Source organism: Novosphingobium barchaimii LL02 (assembly GCF_001046635.1).
Classification (GTDB): Bacteria; Pseudomonadota; Alphaproteobacteria; order Sphingomonadales; family Sphingomonadaceae; genus Novosphingobium; species Novosphingobium barchaimii.
Genome location: NZ_KQ130455.1, coordinates 79473 through 92846, shown reverse-complemented (window position 1 = coordinate 92846; position 13374 = coordinate 79473). Strand labels below are relative to the sequence as shown.

The window sequence follows — 13374 nt, the reverse complement described above, 5'->3', positions numbered from 1 at the left end:
CCTTACCGCCGTTTTTTCAGCACCACATAGATCGCGCCCTGCCCGCCGTGCCGGCGATGCGCGCCGCGAATCGCCACGATGTCCGAGGCGTGGTCGCTGGCCGAGAGCCAATCACCGACTTTAGCGCGAATCGCCCCGCGGGCGGTGCCCCGGTCCGCGGCGTCGACCGGGCGCGGCTTGCCGGTGACGATCAGCACCACCCGCGCGCCCATTGCCCGCGCCTGGGTCAGGCCATGCATCAGCCGGGTATAGGCCTGGTCGAGCGTGGCGCCGTGCAGGTCGAGGCTGAAATCGGGCATCAGCGTACCCTTGGTGATACGCTTGTCCCACGAACCGTCGAGATGGGCCTGGGTCTCGGCCCTGGGCTTCGCAGGGGCGGGTTTGGGGGGCAGCGGCGGCGGGACGCGGCCTTTGATTTTGCGGGCTGGCGGCGCGGGGGGCGGCGCCTCGGGAGCCTTGCCGGCAACCTCTGGGATCGCTGCGGCAGGCGCCAGGCGGCGCTTTTCGAGCGGCTTTACCGTGCGGGCGACTTGCGCCCAAATCTCTGTTTCCTCGGCCGTGAGGCGGCGGCCCGGACGTCTCATCGCACGCCGAGCCGCGCCAGCGTTCCCTTCGGGACGAAGATCAGCGCACTACCGCGCCCGCTCATGCCGCCGGCCGTGGTCCGCGCCTGCGCGCCCGCGCCCCAGAAGGTATCGAAGCGGTTGGCGCCCTTGATCGCGCCGCCGGTGTCCTGCGCGATCCACATGCCGTTCGCCTCGCGCCGGTCGAGATCGAGCCAGACCGGGGCGCCAAGCGGCACGAAACGCGGATCGGCGGCAACCGAGTTGCCGCTGCGCACCGGCACGTTCAGCGCGCCGAGCGGTCCATCGCCGTTGAGGATCTTGAAGAAGACCCACGACCGGTTCTGCTCCATCAGCGCCCGGCCTTCTGCGGGGCGTTCGCGAAGGTATTGCATGATGCCCTGCATCGAGCCGGAGTATTGCCCCGGGCCGGAACCGATCAGGCCCCGCTCGCGCATGACGCCGCCGATGCCGGTGTAGGGCAGGCCGTTCTGCCCGGCATAGCCGATGCGGGTCACGGTGCCGTCAGGCGCGACGAGGCGGCCCGAGCCCTGCACCTGGAGGAAGAAGAATTCGACCGGATCGGCGGCCCAGGCGATCTCCAGTCCCTGGCCGGCAAGCGCGCCGGCATCGATCTGCGCGCGGTCGTAGTACGGGGTGAACGCCCCGCCCGCGCCGTAGCGGCCCAGCGGCATGCGCCCGTCCTTGAGCGGTGCGGCATCGCCGGGCCGGGCGCGGACGAGGTCGGCCGGCATCGCATAGACCGGCGCGGCGTAGCCCGGCAGGGGGCTGCGCGAACCGGCGATCTCAGGTTCGTAGTAGCCGGTGGCATAGGCATTGCCATCGCCGACCTGCGCGGTTTCGAAATAGCTGACGAAGAATGCAGCGGGCGATCCCGGACCCCAGTTCGCGGCGGCGGTGCAGGCCTGGCGCCAGTCGTCCGGGCTGGTGAGGCCGCTGCCATCGGTGCGCGAGATCAGGCGCGGGCAACTTTCGCGGAACGAGGCCAGCGCGCCGGCGGCATCGGCGGTGCTCATCGGCAAGGCGGAAACGGCGCGTCCCGCTTTGACGCCTAGCGCCGCCGCATTCGGGCTGGTTGGAGCGGCGGTGCTGCTTGGACCCGGCCGGACGGGCGGGCGGCTCACCGACGGGCCGCCGGTAGTGGGCACGACCGCGCCGCAGGCCGCCAGCGCCGCCATCAGGCCCGCGCCCAGCAGGCCTTTCAGCCCGACGCGCGCAAGGGCCCTCAAGGCCGGCATTTTCGAAACCGGCCGCTCAGCCGAATTGTCCCCCTGCCGCACCATCGCACTCTTTCACAAAACAAAGCCCCGCGCCTGTGGGCACGGGGCATTTTCAGGTACGGCTGGATATCACCGCGTAAGCGGGGATCAACCTTCGTCGGTCTCTTCAAGCAGCCAGTCGGGATCGGGCGAGTTCACGGCGCGGCCAAACGTCCAGATGTCGATCACTTCGATGGCATCGTCCAGCGAACCGGCGATCACCACACCTTCGGCGCTGCGGGTAACCGCGGCGATGTCGGCGCGAAAACGCAGACCGATGCGGGCATAACCGCTTTCCACGCCGGCAGAGACGAACGTGCATTCCTCGATACGGATGAGACGGTTATCGAGCGTTTCACCGGCTTCTATGCGGGCATCGATGGCGGCGGCGAAACCGGCGTAGACGTCACTGTCGCACAGCTGGCGCAGTTCGGCCTTGTCGCCCTTCCAGAACGCTTCGAGGATCATGCGGTACGCGCTGCGGGCGCCTTCCACGAACGCCGCCGCATCGAAACGGCGGTCGGCCTGTGCGATTTCGGCAAGGCCGCGTTCCACCGCCGACGAAGCCAGCGGCATTTCGCGAAGCCCTTGACCCAGCTGCGCACGGGCGCGTGCATCGTCCCGGCCATCGCCGCGCTGTTCGGTGCGGGGAGGCGCGGGCACGCGCGGTGCGCCGGGCTGGCCCTGGCGGCCTTCGAAGCGCCCCTGAATCGGCTCTTCCTCATGCTCGGCGCGGCGGCCAAGCACGGAATAAAGCCGCAGTCCAAGGAAGGCTGCGATCATGGCCAGGATCACTATTTCCGGTGTCACGTCCCTAAATCCATCCCTTCTGTCCGCACGACCCGCGTTTAAATGCCTGAAACAGCATTCGGACGCGGCGGCGGTGGCTCCGGCTTGCTGCGGGCGGGGTTCCCCGTGGGGAGACTCCAGCCGCATAAGCCTTAGCGCTCCAACATAGCCCCAGATAGGTAGACTTTACAAATGAACAACGCGTGAGCCGGCCATTCGGGGCATTTTTCCGCCAGATCGAACCGCCATCGAGCACGCATCGAACCCTATCGGGACGTGCTACTACAATTTTCCGCAAGCTCAGGTGTTCCACGAACCGGCAAAATGTTTTAGGCGCGCCTTCGGATTTCATTGTCAGATTTCATTTGGGAAGACACCGCGATGGCCGACGAAGGCAACATCATTTCCGACCTGGACCTGGGTAACGGCGAAGACACCGCACCTGCGGCCGGCATCATCTCGCAGTACGTCAAGGATCTCTCGGTCGAGAATCCGAACGCACCGGAGAGCTTCGCCTGGCAGGACGCGCCGCAGGTGGACGTGCAGTTCAACATCGGCGCACGCGCGATCGAGGGCGAGGTCCACGAGGTCGAGCTGAAGATCACCTGCGCCTCGCGCAACGAGGGAGGCACCGCCTTCGCCGTGGAACTGAGCTACTGCGCGCTGGTCGGCATGCGCAACATCGACGAGCAGCAGGCCCATGCCTTCCTGTTCGCCGAAGCTCCGCGCATCCTGTTCCCCTTCGCGCGCCGCGTGATCGCCGATGCCGTGCGCGATGCCGGCTTCGCGCCGCTCATGCTCGAGCCGATCGACTTCAACGGCCTCTACGTGCAGCAGCTCCAGTCGCAGGCCCAGTCGGTCGAAGCCGGCATGGGCGAGCCGGCCGGCCACGCCTGAGCCAGCGCTTCCCGATCGACAACCGCTCGCCCTTCCACGCAGGAAGGGCGAGCGGCTCGATTTTACCGCGTGACAACCCGTTCGTTCCCGGCAAAGCCAGGACGTATGACCGCAGTGGCCGGGTGCCCCGACTTCGCGCGGCACTAGCGGGAGATGGTGCCTTGAACGAGTTGGCTGCGATCCTATGAACCTCGCCAAGGCGCTCGCCAGTGTCGGCGGACTGACCCTGGCCAGCCGCGTGCTGGGCCTCGTGCGCGACAGTCTGTTCGCGCGGTACGTCGGCGCCGGCTTCGCTTCCGACGCGTTCCTCATCGCCTTTCGGCTGCCCAACATGTTCCGCGCCCTGTTCGCGGAAGGCGCCTTCGCATCGGCCTTCATCCCGATGTTCAACAAGAAGGTGGGCGACACCAAAGGCCCAGGCCTGCCCGCCGGCATCGCCTTTGCCGAACAGGCGCTGTCGGTGCTGCTGCCGGTGCTGATCGTCATGACCGTGGCGCTGGAAGTGTTCGCCTGGCCGGTGACCTTCCTGCTTTCGGGCGGCTTCAACGACGTCAGCCACGAACAGTTCGCCTTTGCCGTCACGCTCAGCCGGATGACCATCCCCTACCTGATGCTCATCAGCCTGGTCTCACTGCTGGGCGGCATCCTCAATTCGCTGAGCAAGTTCTGGGTCAATGCCGCCGCGCCGATCCTGCTCAACCTCACGCTGATTGTCGCGCTGCTGGGCTTTCATTCCGACGACCCGCTGATCACCGCCCGCAACCAGGCGATCGGTGTCTCCGTCTCGGGCGCGCTGCAGCTTGCCTGGCTGGTTCTGGCCTGCCGCGCCAACGGTGTTTCGATGCGCCTGCGCCTGCCGGTGTGGAACGCCGACGTGAAGCAGTTGCTGAAACTGATCCTGCCCGCCGCGGCCGGCGCCGGGGCGGTGCAGATCAACCTTGTCATCTCCACCGCGCTGGCGGCCTATCTGCTGCCCCACGGCTCTGTCACCTACATCTACATGGCCGACCGGCTGAACCAGCTGCCGCTGGGCCTGATCGGCATCGGCCTTGGCACCGTGCTGCTGCCCACGATCTCGCGCCAGCTTGGCGCCGGACAGGAAGGCGCCGCGATGGAAACGCAGAACCGAGGGCTGGAACTGGCGCTGCTGCTGACCCTGCCCGCCGCCGCCGCGCTGATCGTATGCGGCGGACCGATCGCGGCCGCGCTGTTCGGCTATGGCAAGTTCGATGCCGCCGATGTCACCTTCACCGCGCAGGCGCTGGCGGCCTTTTCCATCGGCCTGCCCAGCTATATCCTGGTCAAGGTGCTGACGCCGGGCTTCTATGCGCGGCAGGATACGCGCACCCCAGTCCGCTATGCGATGATCTCGATGGCGGTGAACCTGGCGGGCAACCTCATCCTGATCGTGCCGCTGCAGCACATGGGCCCGCCACTGGCGACCGCGATCGCCTCCACCGTCAATGTCGCCATGCTGTATTTCGCGCTGGTGAAGCGCGGCCATTTCACCCTCGATGCCCGCCTGCGCCGCCGCGCCCCGCGCCTTGCCCTGGCTGCCATAGCGATGGGCGTGGCGCTGTGGTTCGGGCAGAGCCTGGTGATGCCTTACGTCCACGGCACATGGCTGGTGCGCGGGCTTGCGCTGGCGGTGCTGGTGTCCTCGGGCTGCCTCGTCTATGGGCTCGCCACGGTGGTTTCGGGTGCCTTCACCCGCGACGACCTCAGGCTCCTGCGGCGGCGACGCCCGGCGTAGACATCAGGCGCCTTACCTTTCGAAACCTGACCCATCGGCAAACGGGAATTTCCATGCGTATCCTCTCCGGCATCCAGCCTACCGGCAACCTGCACCTTGGCAACTACCTCGGCGCGATCCGCAACTGGGTGGCGATGCAGGACCGGGTCAGCGCAGAAGGCGGCGAGTGCCTGTACTTCCTGGCCGATCTCCACGCGATCTCGATGCCGCATGTTCCGGCTGACCTTGCCGCCAACACGCGCGAGATGGTCGCGGCCCTGGTCGCCTGCGGCATCGACCCCGACCGCTCGATCCTGTTCAACCAGGCGCAGGTTCCGCAGCACGCCGAGCTGCAGTGGCTGCTGAACGGCACCGCGCGCATGGGCTGGCTGAACCGCATGACCCAGTGGAAGGACAAGGCGGGCAAGAACCGCGAAGGCGCCAGCGTCGCCCTGTTCACCTACCCGGTGCTGCAGGCCGCCGACGTGCTGCTGTACCAGTCCACCCACGTTCCGGTGGGCGAGGACCAGAAGCAGCACCTCGAACTGGCCCGCGACGTGGCGCAGAAGTTCAACAACGACTTCGCGCCCAGGGACGAGGACGGCGAGATCGTACCCGTGTTCACCCTGCCCGAGCCTTTCATTCCGCCCGAGGCGGCGCGGATCATGTCGCTGCGCGAAGGTACCGCGAAGATGAGCAAGTCGGACCCGTCCGAGATGAGCCGCATCAACATGACCGACAGCGCCGACACGATCGTGCAGAAGATCAAGAAGGCCAAGACCGACCCCGAGCCCCTGCCCTCGGACAAGGCAGGCCTGGAAGGCCGCGCCGAGGCGAAGAACCTTGTTGCCATCTACGCGGTCATGTCCGGGAACACCGTGGACGGCGTGCTGGCCGACTTCGGCGGCGAAGGCTTCGGCAAGTTCAAGCCGGCGCTGGCCGACCTCCTGGTTGAAAAGCTGGCCCCGATCAACGCCCGCTTCGTGGAACTGCGCGAGGATACCGCCGCGCTCGACGCGATCCTGCGCAAGGGCGCCGAAAAGGCCCGCGCGCTGGCAATCCCGACGCTGAACAAGGCCTACGACGCGCTGGGCCTCGTTCGCGGCTAGGCTGGGCCCCGAGGCGGGAGCTTTCCTCGGGAGGCTTCCGCCGCCCGGCCTGATCCGGCATTTCCTACATCGGCAATGCCTGCCACAATCGCGCAGGCTCTTTGCAATGGTGGATATTTCAGGCCGACCCGGCCTTCATGAACATGCTCACCCGCATGTCTTTCATCAACTTGCGCGCTTTGCAACTGGGTGCTGCCCGGCCGGAAGAGCAGATTTCAGCCTGGCGCGCCCAGCAGCTTCGCCCGGCGGCGCACCCACGGCTCGGCCAGCGCGGTGACTTCGCCCAGCGCTTCAAGGCCCGCGCGGTCGCTCTTGTGGTCGCCCGCGATGAGCAGCCCGAATACCCGCAGTACGCTCCAGTCGGGGAAGGGGCGGTCGATCAATTCCATCGTATCGCCGGCACCGACAACGCCTTCCTCGATGACGCGGTAGTACCAGCCGGGGCGGCGCGATTTGATGCAGGCCGCATTGACCCGCGCGCCGCCGAAACGGTGGTCGAGTTTCCAGCAGGGCTGGCGCCCCTGGCTCACTTCGACAAGCGCACTGCCCAGCCGCCACCTGTCGCCAATGCAGACGCCCTCTTCGGTCAGCCCAGCCGTCGAGATATTTTCGCCAAAAGCGCCGTAATCGGCCAGCAGTGGATGCTCGCCGATCGCATCGCGCCAGAAGGCATAGTGATCGTGGGGATAGTGGTGGATCGCCTTGTCCGGCCCGCCATGAACCGAAAGGTCGGCCTGGGCATCGCCTTCAAGGCCAAGGCGGTGAACCCTCACCCGCCCCGCGACCGGGCGCTTGGCAATGGCGCTCGGCTCGTGCTCGGCGCGGAACGGGACGACCTTTCCGCACTGAAGGGACAGAATCGGCAGGGAAAGAATGGGGATCGGACTCGTCATGGCCCTGCTCACTTCCTACATGGAACGCAGTCGATCAAGTCGTCCGGTCAATGCGGCCGGGTGGACGCTTCGTGAATGGCCTAACAATCCATCGCATGGGCAACTCCATTCAACCGCTATTCAGGGCATTGATTTTACGACAGGATCAAAAGGAATCGAAGGCCGCGCCGGGAGTGGGCGTCACGGGCTCTTCGGGTACGTGGAGCAAAAAGAAGATGACACACCATTCCCCATCAAGATTAGGCAAGCTGCGGCTTGTCGCAGCGGCCATGCTGCTCATGGCGGTCGCTGCCTGCGCTACGCCTTTCAAGGCGGACGTCTCGCGCTTCCAGTCGCAGCTTCCCGCGCCGTCCGGGCAAAGCTTCGCCATCGTCGCCGACGATCCCAAGCTTTCCGGCGGGCTGGAGTTCGCCCAATATGCCTCGCTCGTGCGTGATCGCATGGCCAAGCTGGGCTACACTCCGGTCGAGGACCCTGCCCGTGCAACCCTCATCGTGCGCTTCGATTACGGCGTCGATGGCGGCCGTGAGCGCGTTCGTTCCACTTCCATCGGCAACTCTTACTGGGGTCCCTGGGGCGGTTACGGCGGCTTTGGCCGTTTCGGTCGCGGCCGATTCGGTGGCTGGGGCGGCTTTGGCTCCCCTTGGCGCTACGGCTTTTATGACCCGTTCTTCGACGGTGGCGGCGTTCAGTCGTATACGATTTACACCAGCGGCATCAGCATGAAGATCGACCGTACCGCAGATGGACAGCGCCTGTTCGAAGGCAAGTCGGAAGCCGTGTCGACTTCCAACCGCCTGCAATATCTCGTTCCCAATCTCGTAGAGGCAATGTTCACCGGATTCCCGGGAAACTCGGGCGAGACAGCGCGCATCACCGTGGCGCCGGAGAAGAAGTAATCGCGGTTAGCTGAACTGACAGGTCCCGCCCTGCGAAAAGCGGCAAAGACAAAAGGACGGGTCCGCTGAAATATTGCGGCCCCGTCCTTTTGCTATGGTGTCGGCGCAAGCCCCGTTACCACCCTCTGCCCAATCCCGGATTATGCTGACTGATGCACAATTTCATGGCGATCCTGTCGCAGCTCTTCTGGGGCGTCACGATCGGCGCGCTCAGCGCTGCCTTCGAGACGCTCGCCAAGGGCGTGATGATGATCGGCGGTCTGGGCGGCGCGGGCTGGTACGGGCTGAAGTGGCGCAAGGCGCGCCGGGATCGCGATAGCAAGCCCGGCAAGCGCGGCGACTGAAGCCCCTCATGCCGCACGAAATCGCTGGCGAAGTGATCGGAACCATCATCGAAGTCGCCGGGCATGTGGTCACAAGCCTCGGCTCCGAAGCGAAACCGCGCCGACGAGGCTGGCAGAGCTACCTTTCCCTAGCGGTGGTGCTGATCGGAGCCCTGCTGCTTCTACTGTGGTGGCTTGGCGTGTTTGCCGGCTGACCTTCAGTTACCCAGTGCGACCACACCGCCGGTCGAACCGAAACCGCCTTCGCCGCGCACCGTCGCATCGAGTTCATCGACCTTGAGCCAGGAGGCGCGGGTGACAGGCGCGAGCACCAACTGGGCCACGCGGTCGCCGCGCACGATCTCGAACGGCTCGGCGCCAAGGTTGACGAGGATCACCTTCAACTCGCCGCGATAGTCCGAATCGACGGTGCCGGGCGCGTTGGGCACGGAAATTCCATGCTTCAGGGCAAGGCCGGAGCGCGGACGCACCTGGATCTCGAAACCGACAGGGATCGCAATCGACAGCCCGGTCGCCACCGCATGGCGAGCGCCGGGGGCCAGGGTGACATCCTCGGCCGAAACCACGTCCATGCCCGCCGCGCCGTCCGTGGCGTAAGCGGGCAGGTCCAGACCCTCACCGTGGGGCAGGATCTTGACCATGACGGGGACTTCAGCGGGGGAGTGCATCTGCGAACCTTTCGACGAGGATGCGCGCGACATCCTCCTTGGGCATTTCGGGAAGAGAAATCACATCGCTGCCGGTGACGATGTGGACGGTATTGGCATCGCCGCCCATGACATCGCCGGACACGTCGTTGGCGATGATCCAGTCGGCGCCCTTGCGCACGCGCTTTTCACGGGCATAGCGGATCACGTCCTGCGTCTCTGCGGCAAAGCCGACGACCAGCGAAGGACGCCCGGCGCTTTTGGCAAGCGTGGCGAGAATATCGGGGTTTTCAGTCAGCTCCAGCGTCGGAGGACCATCGCCGCTCTTCTTCTTGAGCTTCTGGTCAGCGGAGCGCGAAACGCGCCAGTCGGCGACGGCGGCGACCATGACGGCAATGTCGGCGGGCAAGGCCGCCTCCACCGCATCGGCCATCTCCAGCGCGCTCTCGACATCGATCCGCTCGACCCCAGGCGGGGTTGGCAGGTGAACCGGCCCGGCCACCAGCGTCACCCGCGCGCCGGCCTCGGCAGCGGCGGCGGCGATCGCAAAGCCCTGTTTGCCGGAGGACCGGTTGGCGATGTAGCGCACCGGGTCGATCGGTTCGTGGGTCGGGCCGGCAGTGACCAGCACATGGCGCCCGTACAGAGGCCGGTGCTCGAGCCCGCGATCGAAATCGGGCTGGCCGGCAAGCGGGTCGAATGGCTGCGGCGCAGCGCCGCCCGTGAGATGATTGATCGCGTCGGGGTCGGTCGGCGGTGCGGCGCGCGCTTCGCCCTTGGTCGCCACCAGCGGCGAGGAAGCGCCGAGACCGATGGCTTTCCCGCCTCGCGCGATCGCCGCGCCGGGGACGCCGCCAACACCCTGCCCGTCCGCCGCATCGGCCTGGGGCGCGTCGTCCATGACCGACCCGCCAGCCAACGCCTGTGCGATCCGCTGCCAGATCATCTGGACTTCGGGCAGGCGGCCAGGGCCGAATTCGCCGCAGGCCATCGGGCCTTCGTCCGGCTCCATCACATCGACGCCGGAGGCGCGCAGGCTCTGGACGTTGCGAATGGTGGCCGCGTGCTGCCACATGCGCACGTTCATCGCCGGGATCGCCATGACCGGCTTGTCAGTGGCCAACAGCAAGGTGGTCGCCAGATCGTCGGCGATGCCTGCCGCCATCTTGGCCATCAGATCCGCGGTCGCCGGGCAGACCACCACCAGATCGGCCTCGCGGCTGAGCTGGATATGGCCCATCTCGGCCTCATTCCTGAGGTCCCACAAAGTGGTGTGGACAGGCTTTTCCGAGAGCGCGGCCAGCGTCATGGGCGTCACGAATTTTGCGCCGCCCTCAGTCAGCACGCATGTGACCGAGCCACCCGCCTTGCGGATGGTGCGCACGAGTTCGCAGGACTTGTAGGCAGCGATGCCGCCGCCCACGACCAGCAGAATACGGGGTCCGTTCATGCCTCGGCTTTTGCAGCACCGGGTAAGGAGGTGCAATCAGTTTGCGAGCTGGAGCCGGGACAAACCGGGCAGCCGCGCCGCCGCAACCAGCTGCGATACGGCGCGCGGGGCAAAGACGATGCCGGCAAACATGGCGGGCGCAATCACTGCGCCCCAGTAGAAGTTGTCCCACCGACCCGCGATCATGAAGGCGACGCCGTAGCCAGCGCAGAGCAGGAAGCCGAACAGTCCCGAACGGCTTCGCCAGCCCAGCCAGCCGAATGTCATCAGGATCACGGCCGGGCCTGCGAGAAAATGCGGCAGCCAGCGCAGGTTGCTCGACTGCACTACATTGGCGAGCCAGCCGGTCATGCCGCGCATCACCAGCCACGGCGGGCCGTGGCGAGAACATCCCGGGCGATGATCTCAAGGTGCCAGGTGAGAGCGGTGAAGAACAGAAGGATCAGTGCTATCCAAGCAGCGCTCTCCCGCCAGTTTCGCTGCCACAGCGCAAAAGCGGCCATGAGCAGGACGTAGGGCAGCGTATGTTCCCGGATCGCCAGAGCCAGCGCGGCCACGGCAAAGGCGGCGACCCAGCGCCCGCCCTGCCCATGGCGGCCGATGCGGTGCAGACCGAAGGACAGCGCGATCAGCCCGCCGGCCCAAAGCTCGTGCAGGGGAAAGTAGTGACGGTTGAGGCCCAAAGAGGCCCCTACGAACACCAAAGCCGTACCCAGGCGGCGCAGACGGCCACCATCCTCGGGTTCTTCGCCAAGGCGCTGCCACCATGTCGCGATGATCGCCAGCATCAGCGCGATGGCCGCCACCAACTGACCGGTCTTGCCCAGCCATGCGTCGATATAAGCCAGCGTCGGCAGTCGCACGGCAATGCCCGGGTTCACCGGATAGTCGCGGCCGCGCTGCTCGGGCACGATGAAGTCGTAGTAGCTCTCGCCCTTCGCGATGCGCTCGATCGCGACTTCGTAAAGCGCGATGTCTTCATCGTAGGGCTTGTCCGGGGTGTCGACGGCCTTGCCGCCCGCATCCACCGGGCCTTCGACCGGACCGAGCCAGGGCGAGCGGTTACCCGGCTTGTTGGTGGGCACGATCATCGAGGCGATCACCACCAACAACAGCGCGGCCAGCACCACGCGCGCCAGCAGCGGCGACCAGCTTGCGAAACGTCCACCCGTCTGCGCAAGCGGGCGCGCGCCGATCAGGTCAGAAGTGTCCAGTACGTCAGTGCCCACGCCGCAGTGCCCCCAAGGATTGCGGCCAGAGCATAGCCACCCCAGTGGTTACTTTCGCGTTTACGACCCGAACCTTTGGCCCAGATGATGTCGATATCCGGCAGCGGTGCCTGTTCGGGCGCGCCGCCCTTGGCGGGGAAGCTCTCCTCGATCCGGCGCACCAGCGCGGGCAGGCGCAGCAGCGTGTCGACGTCCGCACGCAGGCGGTCGACGATCACTGCCTCGGGGCCGAGTTCGTCGCGGATCCACTCCTTCACGAAGGGGCCGGAGACGTCCCACATGTTGATCTTCGGGTCGAGCGCGGTTGCCAGTCCCTCGACCATGACCATGGTCTTTTGCAGCAGCAACAGGTGCGGCTGCACCGCCATGTCGAAATCGCGGGTGATCGCGAACAGCCCGTCGAGCATCTGCCCGACCGACAGTTCCGAAACCGCCTTGCCGCGCATCGGTTCGCCCACGGCCCGCAGCGCCGTCGCGAATTCCTCGACGGTGTGATAGCTGGGGACGTACTGCGCCTCGAAGTGGATTTCGGCCACGCGGCGGTAATTGCCCGTGGTCAGCCCGTAGAGGATTTCCGCCAGCCACAGCCGCGCCTGACGATTGATCCGGCCCATGATGCCGAAGTCGATCGCAACGATGGTGCTGTGATTGGGACCGCCCTGCACGAACAGGTTGCCCTGGTGCATGTCGGCATGGAAGAACCCGCAGGAAATCGCCTGGGTCAGGAAAGTTATGACCAACCGCCGGGCCAGCGCGGGCATGTCGTGCCCGGCCTCACGCAAGGCGGGCAGGTTGCTCATCTTGACGCCGTCGATCCACTCCAGCGTCAGGACCGAACCATTGGTGCGGTCCCAGTCGATCTCGGGGACACGGTAGTCCTCGATGCCCTTCATCGCATCGGCCAGTTCGGAAGCGGAGGCCGCCTCGCGCCGCAGGTCGAATTCACGCAGGGTCCAGCGCTTGAGGTTGGCGATCACCGCGCGCGGGCGCAGGCGCGTGGCCTCGCCGCCCAGAGCCTCAAGGTGGGCAGCGGCCCATTCGTATGTCTCGACGTCGCGGGAAAACTGTTCGCGGATGCCCGGCCGCAGCACCTTGACCGCGACCCTGCGCCCGTCCGGCGTGACCGCGCGGTGAACCTGAGCGATCGAGGCCGCGCCGACCGGCTCCTCTTCGATGCTGGCGAAGATCGTTTCGACCGGCCTGCCGAAAGTGCTTTCGATCTGGCTGCGGATCGCCGCGAAGGCCACCGGCGGCAGGCTGTCCTGCAGGCTGAGCAGGTTACGCGCGGGGATTTCGCCGACGAGATCGGGACGCGTCGCCAGCGCCTGACCCAATTTGATCGCGGCGGGGCCGATTTCCTGGAAGGCACCGGCATAGTCCGGCTCGGGCGACTGGCGGGTGCCGAAACGGGCAATCCGGCACAGCCGCTTGACCGCCGCCGGGGCGTTGCGGTCGTTCTCGATCCCGCGCAGCGCGCCGTGACGCGCGAGGATGCGGCCCCACTTGAGCAGGCGCACGATGTGGACGGGGGTGGTGGTCACC

15 protein-coding genes are annotated in these 13374 nt (G+C 66.4%); 6 read left to right on the top strand and 9 right to left on the bottom strand.

Annotated features, from left to right (window positions below; translation table 11 throughout):
• Positions 1-2 precede the first annotated feature (2 nt).
• The 3 genes from V474_RS14790 to V474_RS14780 all read right to left on the bottom strand — a co-directional run bounded on the left by V474_RS14790 (position 3) and on the right by V474_RS14780 (position 2653).
• Positions 3-584: a Smr/MutS family protein gene (locus tag V474_RS14790; RefSeq protein WP_059152251.1), complete on the bottom strand. Its 582-nt coding sequence runs from the start codon at positions 582-584 to the stop codon at positions 3-5.
• Positions 581-1762, bottom strand: a complete 1182-nt coding sequence (mltA, locus tag V474_RS14785; RefSeq protein ID WP_236711301.1) for a murein transglycosylase A — start codon at positions 1760-1762, stop codon at positions 581-583. Before mltA ends, V474_RS14790 begins: the two co-directional genes overlap by 4 nt.
• Positions 1763-1951: 189 nt before the next feature.
• Entirely contained in the window at positions 1952-2653 is a 702-nt protein-coding gene (locus tag V474_RS14780; RefSeq protein WP_059152250.1) for a Tim44/TimA family putative adaptor protein, read from the bottom strand.
• A 360-nt stretch (positions 2654-3013) separates the two neighbouring features.
• Between V474_RS14780 and secB the strand changes: the two genes are divergently transcribed.
• From secB to trpS, 3 genes are all read left to right on the top strand, one after another.
• A complete protein-coding gene (gene secB / locus V474_RS14775) occupies positions 3014-3529 on the top strand; it encodes a protein-export chaperone SecB (protein WP_059152249.1) in 516 nt (171 codons plus the stop codon).
• A 184-nt stretch (positions 3530-3713) separates the two neighbouring features.
• Positions 3714-5282, top strand: coding sequence for a murein biosynthesis integral membrane protein MurJ (murJ, locus tag V474_RS14770; RefSeq protein WP_059152248.1), 1569 nt, complete (start codon positions 3714-3716; stop codon positions 5280-5282).
• A gap of 53 nt (positions 5283-5335) precedes the next feature.
• Positions 5336-6370 carry a tryptophan--tRNA ligase gene (gene trpS, locus V474_RS14765; RefSeq protein ID WP_059152247.1) on the top strand — a complete coding sequence of 345 codons (1035 nt, stop codon included), beginning with the start codon at positions 5336-5338 and terminating at the stop codon, positions 6368-6370.
• A 215-nt stretch (positions 6371-6585) separates the two neighbouring features.
• On the opposite strand, the gene V474_RS14760 is transcribed toward trpS, so the two are convergent.
• Positions 6586-7263 carry an MOSC domain-containing protein gene (locus V474_RS14760; RefSeq protein WP_059152246.1) on the bottom strand — a complete coding sequence of 226 codons (678 nt, stop codon included), beginning with the start codon at positions 7261-7263 and terminating at the stop codon, positions 6586-6588.
• Positions 7264-7478: 215 nt separating this feature from the next.
• Between V474_RS14760 and V474_RS14755 the strand changes: the two genes are divergently transcribed.
• From V474_RS14755 to V474_RS14745, 3 genes are all read left to right on the top strand, one after another.
• Positions 7479-8162 (top strand): DUF4136 domain-containing protein, encoded by a 684-nt coding sequence (locus V474_RS14755; RefSeq protein ID WP_059152245.1) that lies wholly within the window; start codon positions 7479-7481, stop codon positions 8160-8162.
• Between the two features lie 152 nt (positions 8163-8314).
• A complete protein-coding gene (locus V474_RS14750; RefSeq protein WP_059152244.1) occupies positions 8315-8506 on the top strand; it encodes a hypothetical protein in 192 nt (63 codons plus the stop codon).
• Positions 8507-8514: 8 nt separating this feature from the next.
• On the top strand, positions 8515-8700 hold the full coding sequence (locus tag V474_RS14745; protein ID WP_059152243.1) for a hypothetical protein: 186 nt from the start codon (positions 8515-8517) through the stop codon (positions 8698-8700).
• A 3-nt stretch (positions 8701-8703) separates the two neighbouring features.
• On the opposite strand, the gene dut is transcribed toward V474_RS14745, so the two are convergent.
• From dut to ubiB, 5 genes are read right to left on the bottom strand one after another with little or no spacing between them, the layout of a single operon-like run.
• Positions 8704-9174, bottom strand: a complete 471-nt coding sequence (dut, locus tag V474_RS14740; RefSeq protein ID WP_059152242.1) for a dUTP diphosphatase — start codon at positions 9172-9174, stop codon at positions 8704-8706.
• Positions 9158-10603, bottom strand: coding sequence for a bifunctional phosphopantothenoylcysteine decarboxylase/phosphopantothenate synthase (locus V474_RS14735; protein ID WP_059152241.1), 1446 nt, complete (start codon positions 10601-10603; stop codon positions 9158-9160). The genes dut and V474_RS14735 overlap by 17 nt, the downstream gene beginning before the upstream one ends.
• A gap of 36 nt (positions 10604-10639) precedes the next feature.
• On the bottom strand, positions 10640-10954 hold the full coding sequence (locus tag V474_RS26625; RefSeq protein WP_236711278.1) for a hypothetical protein: 315 nt from the start codon (positions 10952-10954) through the stop codon (positions 10640-10642).
• Between the two features lie 8 nt (positions 10955-10962).
• Entirely contained in the window at positions 10963-11832 is an 870-nt protein-coding gene (locus tag V474_RS14730; protein ID WP_236711277.1) for a hypothetical protein, read from the bottom strand.
• Complete coding sequence (gene ubiB / locus V474_RS14725) at positions 11799-13373, bottom strand: 2-polyprenylphenol 6-hydroxylase (protein ID WP_059152240.1); 1575 nt, start codon at positions 13371-13373, stop codon at positions 11799-11801. Before ubiB ends, V474_RS14730 begins: the two co-directional genes overlap by 34 nt.
• Position 13374: the final 1 nt, after the last annotated feature.